This window comes from Nitrosomonas sp. Nm58 (genome assembly GCF_900107335.1).
In the GTDB taxonomy this organism is placed as follows: domain Bacteria; phylum Pseudomonadota; class Gammaproteobacteria; order Burkholderiales; family Nitrosomonadaceae; genus Nitrosomonas.
Genome location: NZ_FNPQ01000019.1, coordinates 39,236 through 58,951, shown reverse-complemented (window position 1 = coordinate 58,951; position 19,716 = coordinate 39,236). Strand labels below are relative to the sequence as shown.

Sequence of the window (19,716 nt, the reverse complement as noted above, 5' to 3'; positions counted from 1 at the left end):
GCGCTAAAACCAGAGGTTAAATCCCTCTTTTTTATTAACCTAACTGGTACACTTTTCGCGCGCTATGCTGGTACCTTTTTGCTCCGTCATTGACAGCACTTACGCCCGGAGCAAAACCACGCTTCGATACTATTTTAAAGGTGATTAAAGCGCTTGGCATCAAACTGCATGTAGAACCGGTGTGATCCGTTATGTTTTTTCACTTATACCAACCACCCATGCCATTAAGCTGAATGTGTCCTTCCCGAGTGGAGTATCCTCCTCTTCCATTCAACTGGATATGAGGTTAATGCGACAGAACCGTCGGGAAACCCCGCCCGCCGTTTTTGGCCGTCACGGCCAGTTCGGCAGAGTGGCGCGCTGCGTCTGTGTCGAACGGCAACACGCGATCCTCGAACAGCTCCATCAAGCCATCGAGGGTACGAGTTAGTATGTTCTTGCGCTTGCCGTCCGGCAAGTACCGCAATACCATACAACAGCTCCGCCAGCGTCACGCTGTATCTGTCCAGTGTCTCAGCGGCCTGCTCGTTCAACCAGGCTCGCACGGCCAGGTGCGGCTCGGGTCTCATCGCCTCGGAGACGATCCAGCATCATTTCTTCCAGCTCGCAATAACTAATCCCCTATTTACAGTACCACCGAACACAACTTAGGATCACATCGTTTTGATAACGACGCCATTTGAAATCTCCCATTGAGAATCTATCTGGAAAATACAACAGTATTCTACTCTTCTTGTTTTTTGCAACAGAGCCTGGTTCGGCGCCAATGAACTTTCGCTTAATTCTTTTCGACCGTGATCTCGACGCGCCGGTTCTGCTGTCGACCCTGGGGGTTGTCGCTACCGTCGGGGTTGGTGTTCGGCGCAACGGGCTTCGTCTCACCGAAGCCGCTGGTCGTAATGATCGATTCGGCAATGCCTTTCTTTCTAACGAGCCAGTCTTTCACCGCCTGGGCGCGCCGGTTTGAAAGCTCAAGGTTTACTCTCTGCGAGCCTTTGGAATCGGTGTATCCTTCGATGAGCACCTTGCCCTCGGGGAACTGTGAGATCACTGTCCCGACCTTGTCGAGAGTCTGCTCCGCCTTGGACTTGATCTCGGCTTTACCGAAATCAAAAACTACGTCGCCTTCGAGTTTCATGGTGACGGTTTTTTCGGTTTCCTTTAGCTGAAGCTCCTTGCGGGCGGCTTCTTCGATCTGCAGTTGTTTGCGTTGCAACTCCAACTGCTTCTTATCCAGCTCGAGCTGCTGTCTATCGAGCTCGATCTGCTTCTTTTGAGACTCGAGTGGAATTTGGGTTTCCTGCGCAAGCGCTGTAGTTAAGCACGCCCACGCCAGCAGCGATGTGCAGATTAATAATTCGGTGAACGGACGAAATTGTGATAGATTCATAGTTTCTAATTCCTCGAATTTCAGAGAATGTACGGGCTCTGGCATACCAGAACGGCAATGCCTATTGAGAACAATTTAATGCATCATCATGCAACTTATTGAAACCAAGAGGGATAAGTGTTTGTTATTTCCAGCTCGACTTCCAACTGGTCATCCATTTCATGTTCGGGTTCAAAAGCTCTTTTTTTCGGCTCTCTATAATAAGCATTTACCGAAACTATCTCTCGAAATACGTCTTTCAAGTCAATGTCGACGCTATAATCAAGTAATGATTTATGTTTCATATCTCCTCCTTTGAAGAGAGCTTTAAAGATTCATTTATACTTCTTTCAGCTATAGATTGCACTTTGTTAGTTAATCTTCTCCTCAGTTCCCTCTTTGAGGGAGATTGAGGCACTTGGTTTGAATCGAACAGAAATTTAGCTTTAAAAATGACTAGACAGAATGAATCATTTTGTCCAATGTCAAAATCTCCTGTTCTTAATTTTGTCAGATTCCGGTTTCCCCAAAAACACCCAAACATTAGGTAAAGCGATATAACCAACCACTTCTGGCCTCACTATAAAAATCACAATAGCAGAATTATTTAATAACCACTGTTCGGTAGCGTACATAGTGGGAAAAGTGAAACTTCCGTTCGAGAAGTTAACTGGCCAAGTCGAGAAAAGTTGGTTTTGTCGCATTAACCACAAAAACGCATATTTCGAACGAGTAAATATGCCAGTCCTTCAAACTAGGCTTGATATATATATTCGCTTTGATGCGGGTCAAAGCCACAGGATTATCAACATAATCTTCAAGAACAAAAAGTTCATGGCTTGGTTGATTAAGCAGTGATTTCCTTCAATACATCAGGACGGCGCTCAGCAATAGCAATCAGTGTTTTGGCTGCACCACTGGGCTGACGGCGGCCTTGTTCCCAATCCTGCAAGGTGAGGTAGAGAATCAGCTCGCGTAGGGCAAAAAATTTAGTGCCAGACCTTACATTTGACATTCTTTTTCCTTCTTTTCAATCTGTTCATGTCAAATGTATGATCTGATGAAAGTCTGCTAAAACTGGATCCGCTGTTCGTTGAAACTGACATCAACCGCAGCTTTTTCAAAGTTCTAGAAACCATTCCCGAAATTGGACTTGAATTTCTAGTGGTATGTTTAATTTTCTTTGTTCAAAGCATTGCATTGATCGATAAATGCTTGCCGTCCAGCTTCGTCGTTTTTAAAAGCTGTAAGTGCTTTCTCCATTCCTTTCCCCGAACAATTTACTGCATCGGCTTCGGGAACTCCGTCGCAACCGATCAGAGCGATACTAAGGCCAATAATACAAACGACGCTATATTTAAAATTCATCTAAAATTTTCCTCTATAAAATATTCACTATGGCTTGTTGTATATATCAGATTTCTCAATTGCTTGTTGTTGGCCGGCCACACGAACCTAACCATCTCATTCTACCTGAATCTTCACGGTCTGAGACTTTTGCAAAACGCTTCATTTTCTTAGAGCCTGTTCAAAGTCATTTGGTTTGACGGAAAAAGTGTGGTACTTGCAGGATGAGAACACGTTATCCAAGCGATATCAGTCGCGAACAATTCGAGCAGATTCGCTCGCTGCTGGAAAGTGCGCGCAAGAAGACCAGTCCGCGTCGAATCGATTTATACGAAGTATTTTGTGCGGTGTTGTATTTACTCAAGAGTGGTTGCCAGTGGCGCATGTTGCCAAGCGAATTTCCGAAGTGGCGTACGGTCCATTCGTACTTTGCTATTTGGAGCGAGCCGGATAAAGATGGAGTGAGCCTGCTGGAGCAGGCACTTAAAAAATCAGGTTGGCGCGGCCCGTATGAGACAGGGGCGCAACGCCTGCACGTCATATTTGATCATAGACGCGCAGAGTGTGAAGAACACGGATACGGCGAACCAAAAGGGTTATGACGCGGGCAAGAAGGTTTCGGGTATCAAACGCCATATTGCGGTGGATACGCAGGGGTTGCCACATGCAATTGCAGTCACTACGGCGGAGGTCACTGATCGGCAAGGGAGCGTTGCAGGCGATGGATCGGTGCAAGACGAACCTGGATAGAGTGCAAAGTGTATTGGCTGACGGCGGTTATGTGGGACAACCGTTCGCTGAAGCAGTGAAGACCACAATTGGCGCAACTGTGCAGATTGCTCGGCGCAATCAATTACACATGTTTTCTGTGATGCCGAAACGCTGGGTGGTAGAACGCTCTTTCGCATGGTTGGAAAAATGCCGGCGGCTATGGAAAAATTGTGAACGCAAGCTCAACACTAGCCTACAGTTCGTCCATCTTGCTTTCTTGGCATTGTTACTACAAAGACTTTGAACAGGCTCTTAGAAGCTGTTTGGAAACTTCTATTTTAAGTTAGTCGCCTCAACATAATACGGGTCATGGGCGATGTAAACCCAAGTTTTGTTGATGCGCGCGCGAGACGCTTGTAGCTTTTGCTGAGTTGGCGTGAATGGTTCAGTCAGCTGAAGGTGCGTTCTACCCTCCAGCAACGGGGCAGCAATACAAGTTTCCTGATTTTCTTGGGGCGTAACACCACTACTACCCGGCAGATGACGCAACAGTAAGCGAACACCATCACGGTCCTGCACAATGACAATGGTTACTACAACCGTTAACAGTAACCCCAGTGTGTCTACCAGAATGTGGCGTTTACGACCATTGACCTTCTTGCCAGAATCATAACCACGTTACCCGGAAACCGCAGTGCATTTGACGCTTTGACTGTCCAGACAACTTGCCGTCGGGTGCTTATGGCGTCCGTATTTTTCTCGCAGATGTGAGCGCAACAAATGAGGGAGATGTTCCCATGTTCCGTACGCAATCAGCAGTAAAAATAGTAATAACCGCGCTCCAGGCCGGAAACTCACGTAGCAATTGCCGCCATTGACAACCTGTTAATAGTGTATGTTGATAACATGAAAGCACCACATTATCCTTAACCCACTCTCATTTAATTCTGTAGATTGGCTCATGATTGCGCTTCATCATCCCAATCAATTGATGCATCAATGCCCGCTTCTTCATACAATTTCTTGGCTAGCGAACCATGACCGAAGAATTCAATAACCTGCTTCTGATCCGCGCAAGCCTCAGTCTCGTAGATATTACGTTGACCCTGCCAGCGGGTGCGGTGGATTCGTTGATAGGTAAACTTGCCTTTTACGGTAGAGCTTTAAGACTTGCTAACGACTCGTTTCACCAGACCATGATGAACTCATGGTGCAGTTATCGCTATTAGTTGTTCTGACGATCAATTCGTTCGTAAAAGGTAAGTTCTTCCGTCGTTACGTTCAACAACTATCTTTGAAAATAAAGCAGTCGTGTTTTCTGATGTGCTGCTGGTAAGTATTGTCGAAATATTTTTCATGGTGTTACCCGCTAAAGTATGAGTACATTGCAAAAATGCGGGTAACTTTACAGGTAGGTAATTTTCGATTTTCTGAAAGCTGGATTGGCTTTTGTAGACGCTTCCCACTGATTATGTGAATCTCCTCTCTAGTCCGACCATTTACCAATCTTTTTTAATCTATTTCTAAGACCAGGTAAGGGAAAATTGAGCGCGTAAGCTTTTTCTGCATGCACTTTAGCTTTACTATAGTTCTTTTTATCAAAATACAATAAACCAAGATTGTAATGAGCTGTTGCGCTATCTGGCATCAGTTTTACTGCAATTTCCAGCTGTTCAATAGCTTGATTGGGTTTTTCAATTTTCGATAAATAGCCACCATATATCATTCGAACCGTTCCATCATCTGATCTCATGCGAATGGCACGGTCAAAATAACACTCAACAGGCCACTTTGTTCCACGAGGGCGGGAGGTTTTATCTCTGAGAGAGAGTTTTGCCAAAGCAGTTAATGCTCTATGATGATTTGGCCAGGCGCGCAAGGTGTAGTCTAAATCCGCTCCGACTGATGCTGACATGCCACTGATTAAATTTTCAACATCTGAATTAAAGTGATACTGTTCTACGACATCAAGTTGACCTTTAAGATTAAACCTGTTTAGATAATCAAAAGGACCGAAATGATGGCCATGCAATTCACCGCAATAATTTTCTTCCATTGCTGCAAGCATGGGTGAAATTAATACGAGTGATATGAATAAGCAAATGCGAAGTGTTTTTTTCATATATCTTCTGTTTGCGGGATAATCTCAGTCAAGTTTACTGTTTTATCTGATCTAAATAAAGCTCCAGTCTTTTTCAATGTGAGATGCGTTTAAAGAGAAGAGGCCGTAACATTGGCTCTAATGTCACTTCTGTGATATTCTAAATTTGATTTAAGGAGGGCAGTCAAAACAACTCCAAAGATGATAGCACCAAGAAGATATACTATACCTCCACTGAAATTCAATAGATCTCAGTGGAGGTATAAATAATATCGATAAATTTCTGGAGAGCGAATGACAGCTTCTATTCACGCTAGAGATGTTGGTCGCTGGTGACTGAAGCACACGTTTTGTGTCATATGGGCACAAGGGTGGGGCAATCGTATAATTAAATAAAGCAGCTGGATCGTTGGTTTACCTGCAACAGTTAGGCGATTGATTTATTTAAAATCAAATCAATAGAAAGCAACAAGAATACGATTAAAATTTTCAAAGGCGGATTGATCCCATACATGGAAGTAACCAGATCATCCAGTATCTCAAGAAATTGGATATTGAATCTGATCTGCGGTATCTGATGTTCTTCCGGGTTGTAAATCATGCTGGAATATAAATGATCGCTCATGCTAATTGCTTAGGGATATTCCTAAACATGGTCTGAAGCAGTTACAGAAAGAAGGCGGCTAATATGCCATCCCAGCCTGATTTATCGAACACAGCTATGTTACTGAAACTAAGACGCCTGTATCTGCAACAATTGGGAGCAAAGCAAACCTTAATTGGAGATTCTGTTCAGATTGAAGTGCATTCAGTGATTTTTTGAGGTCTTTTTGTGAAGCGGGTATTGATGATTGCCTACCATTTTCCACCCTTGGCGGGGAGTAGTGGTATTCAAAGAACTTTACGATTTGCAAGGTACCTTCCTGAGTTTGGCTGGCAGCCACTTGTGCTTACCACTACTGCCAACGCCTATGTGCAAACGAGTAATGATCAATTAAAAGATATTCCACAGAATTGTGTTTTAGCGAGAGCACCCGCATTCGACGCAGCTAGAAGCCTCTCGATCCGGGGACGCTACCTGGCCGTAACCTCACGCCCTGACCGCTGGTTAAGTTGGTGGCCAGGCGCTGTTCTATATGGAATGAGATTGATTTCTCGCTACAAACCGGACGTCATTTGGTCGACTTATCCTATTGCCACGGCGCATCTTATTGCGCATACATTACATCGTCTTTCTGGCATTTCTTGGGTTGCCGATTTTAGGGATCCGATGGCTCAAGATGGGGATCCGAGCGATCCTCGACTATGGCGGAGTTTTAAACGTGTTGAACATAAAGTTTTTTCATGCGCAGCCAAATGCACATTCACCACACCCGGAGCAGTGCGATTTTATGCTCAGCAATATCCTGATTATCGCGGTCAGTTGGTTTGCATCGAGAATGGTTATGATGAGGAGGCGTTTACCGGCCTTGAATCCAGTAGTTTGCCTTTAAATGTCGGTAAACTTACTATCCTACACAGCGGAATTGTCTATCCAAAGGAGCGCGATCCCAGTCATCTGTTTCAAGCAATAGCCAAGCTGCGTGATCTGGGTAAAATTGATGCTTCAAGATTCCAGATTCGCTTTCGCGCGCCAGTTCATGAATCCCTTATACAGGTTCTGGTGGAAAAGTATCAATTGCAATCACTTGTGGAAATATTACCTCCCCTCCCATACCGGGAGGCGTTAGCTGAGATGTCCAGGGCAGATGCGTTACTAATTATGCAGGCTGCCATCTGTAATTATCAAATTCCTGCCAAACTCTATGAGTATTTTCGTTGCAATCGTCCAATCATCGCTCTTGCGGAGCCGGAAGGCGATACTGCTCAGACGCTGATAAAAGCGGGTATCCGATCCATTGCCCGGCTTAATCAGCCATCTGATATAGTGGATTTATTGGAGCGATTTATGCGTGCCGATGTTGAAGGCATGACGCCTGTACCCAGCGCCGTCGAGACAACTTCTAGGCGTGAGCGAACTCGCGAATTTGCACAACTACTGGACAGTATTTGATGCATAATTCCGCAAAGCAAAAGCTACTTCAAGTGATGCAGTCGAGTATATTTATAATCACAATAGTTATTATGGTTGCGTGCTCAGACAAATGGACCGCATCGCTACTCAGGGCGGCCGACTCTATGTATGGTATATCGAGCCAGGAGGCGCCCTACGGTATTTATGCTTAATGAGATTAATAAAAATCTAGTGGAACCTAAATTAAGGGAGGAGGCCTTCAACCCAACTTCCGGCCCCCCAGTATGGTGGTCCAAGCTTTTTGGCCAGGTGCAAGCAGGCAGCATTTTTCTTTCACCGCAATGGATGCAGACCTGGCTGGATATCTATGGCATGGATTTCAGCGGTAGATCGCTCTCTTGGTGGCAGAATGATATTTGCATAGCAGGAGTTATTCTGCTATTCCGCCCCGCAAAGCTTGGGCCTTTTCCCATAAGACTGGCGATTTTAAATACTGCCGCTGAAATAGACGAGAACGCCCCTTTTATTGAATACAACGATGTGCTTTGCCAGCCGGGTTATGAGGAATTTATTCTGGATTCACTGGCCTCCTATCTAGCACAGCAATCATGGGATCAACTTTATCTGGCGGGATACACAGAATCCTCTCTTATCGCACGTTTGCAAACCCGCGCGTTGCCTGGTGAGTGGCGTTTGATAGATAAGAAAAGTCCCTATATTGACCTCAAATCGCTTGGAAATGACAGTCTGGATAGATACTTTTCCTCCAACACGCGCACGCAGATTCGAAGAAGCATCAAGTTATACGAGGAGAGAGGGTCGCTGAGGATTGATGTAGCCCAAAATCTTGATGAAAGTCTGAAATATCTGGATGCACTTGCGGATCTGCATCGGGCAGCATGGACGCGACGTGGCCAGCCGGGCGGTTTCCGGTCGCCACGTTTTATTCACTTTCACAAAGCCTTAATACAACGCTTGCTGCCAGAGCGAGCTGTCGAACTTCTCCGTGTTTCAGCAGGAGATCAAACAGTCGGCTATATCTATAACTTTCTACTGGATGGCAAAGTCTATTTTTATCAATCAGGCTTTGCATACGAAGCAGATCCAAAAATTAAACCAGGCCTGGTTACGCATTATCTTGCTGTCCAGAATTACTGGGAGCGCGGTTTTATTGAATACGACTTCATGGCGGGTGATGCGCGTTATAAAAGATCCTTGGCGAAATCAACACGCACTCTTTATTGGTCATGGGTTGAGCGATCCAATTTCCGAATGATATTAATCAAGATCGCCAGAAAAGCGAAACACTTTCTGCGCCGTCAATCTCATACCGAGGCAAGCAATCAGGCTGATACCTGATCAATTCCTGGGACATAGATGTTAAATTACCGCCGGACTTTGCCGAAGGTAATTTAACCCGAATATTTCATAAATTGGCACGTGCCCTCACTTGTCTTTTGATTAATAAGAAAGATTTTGCTCAATCGGGTGTATGAATCACTACACCACTCTTTCTCAAAACTTCCCTATTAATCAAAATCCTGCGCGATCATCACGCGAATTTATGAAATATTCGGGTTAACCATACCGTGAATGGGCATATTTCTGGTGGGTTCGTAGTAAAGACAAAATCGCTCCCCATGCTCAGTTTTCAGGAAAAAGCTCTGCAGGAGGACTTTCTATGCTTCTTTCATTGGGACAGCTTTTGTTCAACAAAGTGGGTCAGGCTACCAAGCGTTGCAAAAGTTTTAGCGCTGATTTCATCGTCATCCACTGAAATATCGTAATACTCTTCCAAGGCAGTAATGATATTGATGACTGCCATTGAATCCAGTTCCGGAATATTTCCAAGTAAGACCGAATCTTCTTTAAGAGAATTTTTACGTTCTCCTAGGCTGAGGACATCAGCTAAGATGTTTTTGACTTCTTCAAGATGTTGCATGATTACTCCAAAGTTTTTAATTTTACTCCTTGTCTTCGTTGAATAATATAAGGGGAGGGCAGCATGATTGGAAGATTGCTTCTTTATTAAGGGTTGGTCGGGGTGAGAGGATTTGAACCTCCGACGCCTGCGTCCCGAACGCAGTACTCTACCAGGCTGAGCTACACCCCGTGAAATATCTTGTAAACCTGCATTAGATGTGTCGAGCTTTATCTCAAGCTTATTTTGATGGCACCGAGGAGAAGAGAATTAGCTAAGTTGCATCAGTGATTTCTCGTTACGGCGAAATAAGCCAATTGTAACAAACATTCCTTGTAGCTAGAATCAGCCAGCATTGCGATAGCTTCCGAAGCCATCTCCGCTTCATTTTGTGCACGTTGCTTTGCATAGGCAAGAGCGCCTGTTTCCTGAATAATTTCTAGAATAGTCTGGAATCCGCTTTCTCCACCTGTTTTAATGGCCTCGCGTATGACGCTTGCTTGCTTTTCTGAGCCTGTGCGCATGGCATAAATCAGGGGGAGTGTTGGTTTGCCTTCTGCAAGATCGTCACCTAGGTTTTTACCGGTATCCTGATGATCGCCGGAATAATCAAGCAGATCATCAATCAATTGGAATGCTGTGCCTAGATGCATTCCGTAAACTGCTAAAGCCTCTTCCTCGGATCGAGTGGCATTGCCAAGGATTGCCCCCAGGCGTGCAGCAGCCTCAAAAAGCTTGGCGGTTTTGAAGCGAATGACACGTAGATAATTTTCTTCTTCTACATTAGGATCTCTGCAATTAAGTAATTGTAGTACTTCACCTTCAGCAATGATATTAGTGGCATCAGATAGCACCTGCATCACGCGCATGTTGTTTACTTCCACCATCATCTGGAAGGCGCGTGAATAGAGAAAATCCCCCACTAATACGCTGGCTGCATTACCAAACAAAGCATTTGCAGTAGCTTTATTACGCCGCAACTGAGATTCGTCTACTACATCATCATGTAACAGTGTTGCCGTATGAATGAATTCAACTACCGCAGCTAGATGATGGTGATATTGCCCAGAATAACCAAAGATACCAGCAGACAAAATAACCAAAGCTGGTCGCAGTCGTTTGCCTCCATTGTGAATGATGTACTCACTTACCTGGTGAACAAGCGCGACCTGAGAATGAAGCTTTTGTTGTATAACAGCATTAACAGCGCTCATGTCCTGAGCAATAAAGCTTCTAATACGTTCGATTGGCACAACAACCCCTTGAAGAAATAACTATGGTAGAAATGTCTCGGCTTAAGTGTCAAGCTAGATGGTGTAAATAGATATTAAATATTTGTCACACAAGATCCTCATAGAATTGTATAATTTTAAAGTATAAGAAAGAGGATGAATAGGGAATAGGATATGTATGCTGTAATAAAAACTGGCGGAAAACAATATCGTGTAGAAGTCGGCAATAAACTGAAAATAGAGCAGTTAGCGGTAGAAGCTGGCAGCGATTTAGTAATTGATCGAGTATTGATGGTTTCTGAAGGTGAAAATATTTCAGTTGGAAAGCCATTTCTTGATAGTGCAAAGGTTAGTGCGACTGTTATAGGACATGGGCGGCACGATAAAATACGCATTTTTAAGATGCGTCGTCGCAAACACTATCAGAAACATCAAGGGCATCGACAAAATTATACTGAAATACAGATTACAGGTATTTCAGCGTAAATAACAGAAGCAAGGGGATTGCATGGCACATAAAAAAGCAGGTGGTAGCTCGCGAAATGGACGCGATTCTCATTCCAAGAGACTAGGGGTAAAACGTTTTGGGGGAGAGCTGATTAAGGCTGGAAGCATTATTGTTCGTCAACGTGGTACTCAGTTTCATCCTGGCGACAATGTTGGAATTGGTAAGGATCATACGTTATACGCGAAAATTGAAGGTAAGGTTCTATTTGGTATAAAAAGTGTATATAAGCGCAAAACTGTATCAGTTATACCCGCTTAAACTCACCAAATTCTAAAAAAGCCCCATTCAGTATGATGGGGCTTTTTTTATTGGCAATGCTTGCTTTCTAGCATTATTCTTATTTATTGTTGTGCTCAGAATCGTTGCTCGATTAAGACAGATTTATGAAATTCATTGATGAAGCGAAGATCCAAGTATTCGCAGGTGATGGAGGTGATGGCATAGCCAGTTTCCGCCGGGAAAAATTTATTCCTAAGGGCGGGCCAGACGGCGGAGATGGCGGGCATGGTGGCAGCATTTATGCGATTGCTGACCATAATATTAATACTCTTGTTGAGTATCGGTTCACGCCAATATTCCGTGCTAAGAAAGGGGAAAAGGGGCGCGGGTCAGACTGTTATGGTAAAGGTGCAGACGATATTATTCTGCGTATGCCGGTAGGAACAATGATTACCAATATGGTTACTGGAGAAATCATCGCGGATCTGCAACATCATCAACAAAAAATACTATTGGCTAAAGGTGGAGCAGGAGGGCTAGGTAACATCCATTTCAAATCCAGTACTAATCGAGCGCCAAGGCAATTTACCTATGGTGAACCTGGGCAAGCTTTTGAGCTAAAGTTGGAACTCAAGGTATTAGCAGATGTTGGACTTTTGGGAATGCCAAATGCTGGAAAATCAACCTTGATTCGGGCAGTATCGGCAGCGCGCCCCAAAGTGGCAGATTATCCATTTACGACGCTCCACCCAAATCTGGGTGTAGTACGAGTGGGCCAAGATCGAAGCTTTGTCATGGCGGATATTCCTGGTTTGGTAGAAGGCGCTGCAGAAGGGGTAGGACTTGGACATCGTTTCCTGAAACACCTGGCAAGAACGCGTTTATTACTTCACGTTATTGACATTGCACCATTAGATGAGCACATCAACCCCGTTCATGAAGCGAGGGCGCTTATCGAAGAACTCATGAAATATGATGAAACTCTTTATCAGAAACCTCGTTGGTTAGTACTAAATAAAATTGATATGCTGCCCGATACAGAGCGCGATGCGTTGTGTAATAAATTTATCCTTGATTTCGGATGGAAAGACAAGTGGTTTGGGATTTCGGCGTTATCAGGTGAAGGGTGCAATGCGTTGACTTATGCCATCATGAATTATCTCGAGCAAGAATTAGCGGTGACTATTGAATAATGAATCAATCAATACTGCAACAAGCTCGTCGTATCGTTATCAAAGTTGGGAGTAGCCTTGTCACCAACCAGGGTCAGGGGCTTGATCATGATGCACTCGCATGTTGGGCTGCTCAGATTTCTCAGATTAAAGATATGGGGAAAGAAATCATATTAGTTTCTTCAGGCGCCATAGCTGAAGGGATGCAGCGACTGGGTTGGAAAAAACGCCCTACTGCATTGTATGAACTGCAGGCTGCTGCTGCTGTTGGGCAAATGGGGCTAGCGCAAGCATACGCTGCCTGTTTTGGTCAGTATGAATTGCTTACGGCACAAGTATTGCTCACCCATGATGATTTATCCAACCGCAAGCGCTACTTGAATGCCCGTTCAACGCTCACTACCTTATTGAAACTGAATATCATTCCGATCATCAACGAAAATGATACGGTTGCAATTGATGAGATACGTTTTGGTGACAATGATACCTTGGCTGCATTGGTTACCAATCTTACTGAAGCCGACGCACTCGTGATTCTTACTGATCAAACCGGATTATTTACCAGTGATCCACGTAAAAACACGGATGCCAAATTAATCCAAGAAGCCAATGCCGGGGATCCTGAGATAGCAGCCATGGCGGGCGGTGCTGGCAGCGAAATTGGGCGTGGCGGCATGCAAAGCAAAGTGATTGCAGCCAAGCGTGCAGCGAGAAGTGGCGCACATACCCTTATTGCATCGGGCAGAGAAGTTAACGTGCTCGTTCGTTTGGCGCAAGGTGAGGCAATTGGCACTCGTTTGCTATCCAACATGCCAGTCCTCGTGGCACGAAAGCAATGGCTAGCTGACCATTTACAAATCCGTGGCAGTGTAGTCCTCGATTCAGGCGCTATGAAAGCACTTGTCACGGATGGAAAAAGTTTATTACCAATTGGTGTGGTAGATGTCAGGGGTGATTTCGAGCGAGGAGAAGCAGTGGCTTGCCTGGATCAGGAAGGGAATGAAATCGCGCGAGGTCTAATCAATTACAGTGCCAGGGAGACTCGAAAGATCATGCGACAGCCGAGTCATGAAATTCAGATCATTCTCGGTTATGTGGATGAATCCGAGCTCATCCATAGAAATAATTTGGTACTTTTGTAAACTGGAGTTTAACCCGAATATTTCATAAATTGGCACGTGTCCTCACTTGTCTTTTAATTAATAAGAAAGATTTTGCTCAGTCGGGTGTATGAATCACTACACCACTCTTTTTCAAAACTTCCCTATTAATCAAAATCCTGCGTGATCATCACGCGAATTTATGAAATATTCGCGTTAATTCAACGATTTTATCGACGAGGAATCGGGTATGACTGAAGCAGATGTGGAAATTATACGAAAAGAGCTGTGCTTTCATGGTTTTTTCCGTATGGAGCGTTATACTTTGCGCCACCGTCTGTTCAATGGTGATTGGAGTCAACCCATTACTCGTGAATTGCTGGAGCGCGGTCACGCCGCCGCTATCCTTCCCTATGATCCAGTAAAGGATCAAGTCGTATTGATCGAGCAATTTCGGGTGGGGGCGATGTCGATAGCTACTGGACCATGGCTACTTGAGATTGTAGCCGGTATCATAGAAACGAATGAAGCTGCAGAAGAAGTTGTGAGAAGGGAGGCTGTAGAAGAAGCTGGTTGCAATATCCTTGATCTTGTTCCCCTCTATGATTATCTGGTTAGCCCAGGCGGGACGACTGAGCGCATTGCTTTGTTTTGTGGTAAGGTCGACTCAACTGATATGGGTGGGATTTATGGCAAAATGGAAGAGGGAGAAGATATCAAAGTGCATGTGATGTCTCTGGATAGCGTATTAGCATTATTAAGTTCAGGGAAAATTATTTCAGCCAGCGCGATCATAGCGCTGCAATGGCTGGCTTTGAACCGGGAGTACCTTCATAAAATCTGGTTAAGCGGATAACAATCCAATGTGTTCTGAGAAAGAAAGTGAGCACGCTTCTTTTTACTTGAAAATCAAATTCAGCATTATCCTGCTGTTTTTCTTATGCTGGTTATGTCCAGCGATTGCGCAGACAAGTAACACGGCCTTATGGTTGGATGTCGATGGCGCTATTGGCCCAGCCAGCCATGACTATATCAAACGCAGTCTTGCCACGGCTGCAATACAGAATGCCCAGGTTGTTATCATTCGGCTCAATACTCCCGGTGGTTTGGATGTTTCCATGCGCGAGATCATTCAAGAAATCATTGCCTCCCCAGTCCCGGTTATCAGCTATGTTGCTCCAAGTGGAGCACGTGCAGCCAGCGCAGGTACCTATATTCTTTATGCGAGTCATATTGCCGTCATGGCGCCGGCCACTAATCTGGGTGCGGCTACGCCTGTAAAAATAGGCGGTTTCCCTGGTGTTCCCGATTCATCTGATAAGAAACCAGGAAATAGTCAACATGAACAGTCTGATGCGCAAGATCTCATGACGAAAAAAATTGTTAATGATGCGGTTGCTTATATTCGTGGACTTGCTCAGATGCGGGGGCGCAACGCGGAATGGGCAGAAAAAGCAGTACGTGAAGCTGTTAGCTTGACAGCTAATGAAGCACTGGGCGAGGATGTGATTGATCTGATCGCGGTTGATATTCCGGATTTGCTCACCAAGATTGATGGACGCATAATCAACATACAAGGACAAGAAATAACATTATCAACGCAAAAAATCAATATCCAGCAGCTGGAGCAGGATTGGCGCACGCGGTTGCTGGCAATCATCACGGATCCCAATATTGCCTATATTCTGATGCTGATTGGTATCTATGGATTAATATTTGAATTCGCCAATCCAGGTACAATCATACCTGGTGTGGTGGGGGCAGTTTGTTTATTGCTCGCGTTATTTGCATTTCAGGTATTACCCGTCAATTATGCCGGACTCGCGCTTATTTTTCTCGGTATTGTATTCATGCTGGCTGAAATGCTGGTACCGAGTTTTGGTGCGCTGGGAATTGGTGGAATGATCGCTTTTGTCATGGGGTCTATCATGTTACTTGATATGGATATACCGGGCTATGGTATTTCCATCCCACTGATTGCTACGGTTGCTCTGATGACTGCAGGATTCTTTCTACTGGTAGTGAGTATGGCAATAAAAGCCAGACAACGCCCTGTCGTAAGTGGTAAGGAAGAACTGATAGGCAATGTTGGCGAAGTGACCGATGATTTCGATAGTGAAGGATGGATCAGGGTGCATGGGGAATTGTGGCGAGCAAAATCCAACGTGCCATTACATCGTGGACAGAAAGTCAGGGTGACTGCAATGAAAGGTCTGATGCTGCAAGTGGAAGTCTATCGTCAGGATAATTCAGAGGAGAATTAGCATGGATATAGATATGGTATCAACGATTATATTGACCTTGGGGTTTGCTGTTTTTTTCCTGGCGAGTACTTTCAAGGTTCTGCGTGAATATGAACGTGGCGTCGTATTTCTGTTAGGGCGATTCTGGAAGGTGAAAGGACCGGGGCTGGTAATTGTTGTTCCGATCATTCAAACTATGGTGCGAGTCGATTTACGTACCATTGTCATGGACGTGCCCAGCCAGGATGTCATATCGCGTGACAATGTTTCGGTGAAAGTGAACGCAGTCCTGTATTTCCGTGTAGTTGATCCACAAAGAGCAATCATTCAGGTGGAGGATTACAATGCTGCTACCAGTCAGTTAGCCCAGACTACTTTACGTTCCGTACTTGGCCAGCATGAACTGGATGAGATGCTGGCAAGCCGTGAAAGGCTCAATAGTGATATCCAGAAGATTCTGGATGAACAAACCGAAGCCTGGGGTATCAAGGTTGCCAATGTCGAAATAAAACATGTCGATCTCAATGAAAGCATGATTAGGGCGATTGCCAAACAGGCAGAAGCAGAACGTGAACGACGGGCAAAGATCATCCATGCCGAGGGTGAGTTGCAGGCATCGCAACGCCTGTTGGAAGCTGCGCAGGTTCTTGCAAAACAACCTGAGGCGCTGCTGCTTCGTTATTTGCAAACGCTTACCGAGATTGCTGGGGAGAAGAGTTCCACGATAGTTTTTCCATTACCGATGGAGATGATGGCATCTCTTCAGAAAATGATGGAGAAACAGGTAGAAAAATAGTCACTGAAGCTCTCGTTCCATTTCCCTTTCCCTTATCGGAGGGCTTTCGGATGAACTCCTGCTTTTAACGCCTGAATAGCTTCTTCTGGCGATCCGACAATAAGGCCTCGCGGGCAGAAATAATATTTAGCAAGTTCACGTTGAGCGTAATCCTGTGTGATATTTTCGAGCCTTTGCCACTCGGAAATACGGGGTTGTCCCCAGGTTTTGTCATTGCGACCCAAAGCATAGCGCTTTTTTTCTTTTGTTTCACAGCGTATCCCTTCAAAAGTCGTATTCTCTGCGCCTTGTGCAGATTTCACTACCAGACTGTATCGAATTACCCCATCTTTCCCGATAGTGATGGATGCACTATCCACGTAATACCGGTGATTACTCGTAGGGCCTACATTAAATTCCAGCAGATTGCTGGCTTCGGGATAGGTCGGTAATTGTGTTTGAAGTTCTACCCAGTCTTTTTTATGATCCAATGTATCAATAAATTTTTCTTTACTTACACAAGCTGTAATGGACAAGACGCAAAGTATTGGAAGAATTTTTTTCATTTAGCTATTGCTTAGACTTTTGAATTAGATAGAAGAATCAACATTATATGTGACAAAGCAGCGATATGATTGAATAATGCCTCAATTGTGTTACAAGCCTATATCACTCATATTAAAATTATGACTCCAGGATTTCAGGCTAATCAGTGCTTCGGGAACTAGCGAACGGTTCTCTGTTTGTCAGTATGGTTACCAACATCATGACTGTTGAGACATGGAATCTTCATGATTAATTTTTGCAGAAAAAAGGCTTGCTGAAACGATCATTAAACCACCTATCCACTCTTTAGGCGTCATTACTTCATTAGTAAGAAAGTATGAAGCGATGGCGGCAACGATTAGTTCGAACAACATAATGACAATAGCTTGATTTGCCGGAATATGCGTTAAACCATATTGCAATATGATACTCAAGAAAAAAATTGTTAATCCTAGCCCCAGTAAAAGTAGCCAGGTATCGGTAGAAATGTTCGAGATCAATGGAAGGGATTCCATACGCCATGTCGCAAAAAAACCAGTAAGTGTGACACCCAGCCATATTGCCAGTGATTTTAATTGAACATTATGCTGCTGATCTTTACGAGCCAGTACATTGGCCAGAGCAAACATAATGCCACCCAATAATCCCATCCAGTCACTATATGAGACGGGAAAGGGAAAAACATTTCCTCGCTGCCATAGCATCGTCATTGCGCCGAGGATTGATAGCAGAATGACCCAGTATCCACGCAGGCTAAGCTTTTCGTTAAGCAGAGCGCGAGCAAATAGAATCGTCCACAATGGCGCCAGATAAAACAGAAGTAATACTCGCATGACTTCGCCATGGATAATTCCTAGAATATAAGCAATATTCGCCAAACCTGAACAAACACCAATCCAGACCAATAAATAGGCTGCTTTGTCCAGGAAATTGGGCGCTCGAATTTGTTTGTGGAATAACATAAGTCCCATTAATAAGGCGACAAAGTAAGTGAGAGTGGTAGAAGCTTCTCCTCTAATCCCAGACTGCTCCAGCAAACGATAGGGATACCAGGCTATACCCCAAATAGCTGCACCAATGAGCAAAGCGGTTATAGGGACGATATTTTTTTGTTTGGCCAACATTAACGCTGCCCTTTATAATGATTTGCTTTTATCAAACAATTGAATAAAACCGTGTAAGCTGGAAGAGATCATTTGAAATACATTTACTACTTATAGCCTAATCATAGACATACCAGAATGAATCCAATGCTGAACAGCTTGCAGCCATACCCTTTTCAGAAACTTTCAAAGTTACTTGAGGGAATTATACCTAACCCATCATTATCCCCCATCAATTTGCATATTGGCGAACCGAAACACGCAACACCTGATTTCATTCGCCAGGAATTGATCAATAATCTTGACGGGTTGGCGCATTATCCTACAACGCTTGGTGCAAAGTGGTTGCGTACGAGCATTGCCGCTTGGCTGGTGAAGCGTTATCGTTTAGCAACAATTAATCCTGATACAGAAGTGATTCCGGTCAATGGCAGCCGTGAAGCGTTATTTTCATTTGCCCAGGCCGTTATTGATGCCCATCGTGCTCAACCGCCGGTGGTGGTGTGTTCAAATCCTTTTTATCAGATTTATGAAGGCGCAGCTCTGTTAGCTGGAGCAATTCCCCATTTTCTCAATACGCTGGTTGAAAATAATTTTGTATTGAATTATGCGCAGCTGCCTGATGCTACTTGGTCACGTACCCAACTTGTCTACGTTTGTTCACCGAATAACCCTACCGGCAGGGTAATGACGCTAGATGAATGGCAACAATTGTTTGCACTTTCTGATCGTTATGAATTCATTATTGCCTCAGATGAATGTTATTCGGAGATTTATTTTGATGAGGACTACCCCCCGTTAGGAGCTCTGGAAGCGGCACACCGACTGGGCCGAGACGGGTTTCCCCGGCTAGTTGTGTTTAGTAGCTTGTCCAAGCGTTCCAATGTGCCTGGGATGCGCTCCGGTTTTGTGGCAGGAGATGCTGCTATTCTGAAAAAGTTTTTGTTATATCGCACTTATCACGGTAGTGCTATGAACCCCGCGGTGCAGGCTGCTAGTAAGGCTGCTTGGGCTGATGAGCAGCACGTGATTGAAAATCGTCGCATGTACCGGGAGAAATTCAATACAGCTATGTCAATCATGACAGGACACTTGCCTGTTACCATGCCCGATGCCGCCTTTTATCTATGGGTAAAAACGCCCCTCAGTGATACTGAATTCACTCAAAAGCTCTATCGCGATTATAATGTCAATGTTTTGCCAGGCAGCTACCTTGCGCGTGAAGCCCACGGTATTAATCCGGGCGAAAATTTCGTACGCATAGCGCTGGTCGCACCATTAGCTGAGTGTGTGGAAGCAATGGAAAGAATAAAAGATTGTTGTATCTGAATTGATTAAACGTTTTAAGGAATAGC

22 protein-coding genes, 1 tRNA gene and 2 pseudogenes are annotated in these 19,716 nt (G+C 44.5%); 12 read left to right on the top strand and 13 right to left on the bottom strand.

The annotated features are described in order from the left end of the window. Nucleotides 1-89: 89 nt before the first annotated feature. Nucleotides 90-185, top strand: coding sequence for a helix-turn-helix domain-containing protein (locus BLW34_RS17375; RefSeq protein ID WP_371263927.1), 96 nt, complete (start codon nt 90-92; stop codon nt 183-185). Nucleotides 186-224: 39 nt separating this feature from the next. Here BLW34_RS17375 and BLW34_RS09020 read toward each other — a convergent pair whose 3' ends face one another. From BLW34_RS09020 to trbK, 5 genes are all read right to left on the bottom strand, one after another. Next, entirely contained in the window at nt 225-569 is a 345-nt protein-coding gene (locus tag BLW34_RS09020; RefSeq protein ID WP_218138821.1) for a PIN domain-containing protein, read from the bottom strand. 209 nt (nt 570-778) lie between these two features. Next, complete coding sequence (locus BLW34_RS09015; protein WP_177165997.1) at nt 779-1,390, bottom strand: OmpA family protein; 612 nt, start codon at nt 1,388-1,390, stop codon at nt 779-781. A gap of 95 nt (nt 1,391-1,485) precedes the next feature. Then, complete coding sequence (locus BLW34_RS09010; RefSeq protein ID WP_090578494.1) at nt 1,486-1,674, bottom strand: hypothetical protein; 189 nt, start codon at nt 1,672-1,674, stop codon at nt 1,486-1,488. A gap of 542 nt (nt 1,675-2,216) precedes the next feature. After that, nucleotides 2,217-2,384, bottom strand: a complete 168-nt coding sequence (locus tag BLW34_RS16915) for a helix-turn-helix domain-containing protein (RefSeq protein WP_177165996.1) — start codon at nt 2,382-2,384, stop codon at nt 2,217-2,219. 158 nt (nt 2,385-2,542) lie between these two features. Continuing rightward, entirely contained in the window at nt 2,543-2,737 is a 195-nt protein-coding gene (gene trbK, locus BLW34_RS09000) for an entry exclusion lipoprotein TrbK (RefSeq protein WP_090578488.1), read from the bottom strand. A gap of 203 nt (nt 2,738-2,940) precedes the next feature. Here trbK and BLW34_RS08995 point away from each other — a divergent pair. After that, a pseudogene (locus BLW34_RS08995) lies at nt 2,941-3,731 on the top strand (IS5 family transposase). A 29-nt stretch (nt 3,732-3,760) separates the two neighbouring features. Here the strand turns inward: BLW34_RS08995 and BLW34_RS08990 are convergent. The 3 genes and pseudogenes from BLW34_RS08990 to BLW34_RS08980 all read right to left on the bottom strand — a co-directional run. Then, a pseudogene (locus tag BLW34_RS08990) lies at nt 3,761-4,093 on the bottom strand (transposase); the annotation flags it as partial. Between the two features lie 820 nt (nt 4,094-4,913). Continuing rightward, nucleotides 4,914-5,549: a tetratricopeptide repeat protein gene (locus BLW34_RS08985; RefSeq protein WP_090543378.1), complete on the bottom strand. Its 636-nt coding sequence runs from the start codon at nt 5,547-5,549 to the stop codon at nt 4,914-4,916. A 406-nt stretch (nt 5,550-5,955) separates the two neighbouring features. Further along, nucleotides 5,956-6,153, bottom strand: coding sequence for a hypothetical protein (locus BLW34_RS08980; protein ID WP_090578482.1), 198 nt, complete (start codon nt 6,151-6,153; stop codon nt 5,956-5,958). Between the two features lie 222 nt (nt 6,154-6,375). Here BLW34_RS08980 and BLW34_RS08975 point away from each other — a divergent pair, with 222 nt between their 5' ends. Both BLW34_RS08975 and BLW34_RS08970 read left to right on the top strand, forming a co-directional pair. Continuing rightward, nucleotides 6,376-7,581 carry a glycosyltransferase gene (locus BLW34_RS08975; protein WP_090578479.1) on the top strand — a complete coding sequence of 402 codons (1,206 nt, stop codon included), beginning with the start codon at nt 6,376-6,378 and terminating at the stop codon, nt 7,579-7,581. Between the two features lie 192 nt (nt 7,582-7,773). Continuing rightward, nucleotides 7,774-8,901, top strand: a complete 1,128-nt coding sequence (locus tag BLW34_RS08970; RefSeq protein ID WP_177165995.1) for a GNAT family N-acetyltransferase — start codon at nt 7,774-7,776, stop codon at nt 8,899-8,901. Between the two features lie 331 nt (nt 8,902-9,232). On the opposite strand, the gene BLW34_RS08965 is transcribed toward BLW34_RS08970, so the two are convergent. The 3 genes from BLW34_RS08965 to ispB all read right to left on the bottom strand — a co-directional run bounded on the left by BLW34_RS08965 (nt 9,233) and on the right by ispB (nt 10,716). Further along, complete coding sequence (locus tag BLW34_RS08965) at nt 9,233-9,484, bottom strand: acyl carrier protein (RefSeq protein WP_090578473.1); 252 nt, start codon at nt 9,482-9,484, stop codon at nt 9,233-9,235. A 94-nt stretch (nt 9,485-9,578) separates the two neighbouring features. Next, nucleotides 9,579-9,655, bottom strand: a tRNA-Pro gene (locus tag BLW34_RS08960). Between the two features lie 92 nt (nt 9,656-9,747). Beyond that, nucleotides 9,748-10,716, bottom strand: coding sequence for an octaprenyl diphosphate synthase (ispB, locus tag BLW34_RS08955; RefSeq protein WP_090578470.1), 969 nt, complete (start codon nt 10,714-10,716; stop codon nt 9,748-9,750). 153 nt (nt 10,717-10,869) lie between these two features. Here ispB and rplU point away from each other — a divergent pair, with 153 nt between their 5' ends. From rplU to BLW34_RS08920, 7 genes are all read left to right on the top strand, one after another. Then, the gene (gene rplU, locus BLW34_RS08950; protein WP_090543389.1) at nt 10,870-11,181 is read left to right on the top strand and encodes a 50S ribosomal protein L21; all 312 of its coding nucleotides are present in this window, start codon (nt 10,870-10,872) and stop codon (nt 11,179-11,181) included. A 22-nt stretch (nt 11,182-11,203) separates the two neighbouring features. Continuing rightward, nucleotides 11,204-11,461 (top strand): 50S ribosomal protein L27, encoded by a 258-nt coding sequence (gene rpmA, locus BLW34_RS08945; RefSeq protein ID WP_090543391.1) that lies wholly within the window; start codon nt 11,204-11,206, stop codon nt 11,459-11,461. Nucleotides 11,462-11,586: 125 nt separating this feature from the next. Continuing rightward, a complete protein-coding gene (gene cgtA, locus BLW34_RS08940; protein ID WP_090578468.1) occupies nt 11,587-12,615 on the top strand; it encodes an Obg family GTPase CgtA in 1,029 nt (342 codons plus the stop codon). Then, nucleotides 12,615-13,736 carry a glutamate 5-kinase gene (proB, locus tag BLW34_RS08935; protein ID WP_090578465.1) on the top strand — a complete coding sequence of 374 codons (1,122 nt, stop codon included), beginning with the start codon at nt 12,615-12,617 and terminating at the stop codon, nt 13,734-13,736. The genes cgtA and proB overlap by 1 nt, the downstream gene beginning before the upstream one ends. 208 nt (nt 13,737-13,944) lie before the next feature. Further along, the gene (gene nudF, locus BLW34_RS08930; RefSeq protein WP_090578462.1) at nt 13,945-14,550 is read left to right on the top strand and encodes an ADP-ribose diphosphatase; all 606 of its coding nucleotides are present in this window, start codon (nt 13,945-13,947) and stop codon (nt 14,548-14,550) included. Between the two features lie 7 nt (nt 14,551-14,557). Next, nucleotides 14,558-15,958 (top strand): NfeD family protein, encoded by a 1,401-nt coding sequence (locus tag BLW34_RS08925; RefSeq protein WP_090578459.1) that lies wholly within the window; start codon nt 14,558-14,560, stop codon nt 15,956-15,958. Nucleotide 15,959: 1 nt separating this feature from the next. Beyond that, nucleotides 15,960-16,733 (top strand): slipin family protein, encoded by a 774-nt coding sequence (locus tag BLW34_RS08920; RefSeq protein ID WP_256203708.1) that lies wholly within the window; start codon nt 15,960-15,962, stop codon nt 16,731-16,733. Nucleotides 16,734-16,765: 32 nt separating this feature from the next. Here the strand turns inward: BLW34_RS08920 and BLW34_RS08915 are convergent, their stop codons facing one another. Together BLW34_RS08915 and BLW34_RS08910 are read right to left on the bottom strand one after the other, a co-directional pair. Next, nucleotides 16,766-17,278 (bottom strand): CNP1-like family protein, encoded by a 513-nt coding sequence (locus BLW34_RS08915; RefSeq protein WP_090578456.1) that lies wholly within the window; start codon nt 17,276-17,278, stop codon nt 16,766-16,768. 198 nt (nt 17,279-17,476) lie between these two features. Continuing rightward, a complete protein-coding gene (locus tag BLW34_RS08910; RefSeq protein ID WP_090578453.1) occupies nt 17,477-18,382 on the bottom strand; it encodes a DMT family transporter in 906 nt (301 codons plus the stop codon). A 117-nt stretch (nt 18,383-18,499) separates the two neighbouring features. Here BLW34_RS08910 and dapC point away from each other — a divergent pair, with 117 nt between their 5' ends. Then, nucleotides 18,500-19,690: a succinyldiaminopimelate transaminase gene (dapC, locus tag BLW34_RS08905; RefSeq protein WP_090578450.1), complete on the top strand. Its 1,191-nt coding sequence runs from the start codon at nt 18,500-18,502 to the stop codon at nt 19,688-19,690. Nucleotides 19,691-19,716 lie beyond the last annotated feature (26 nt).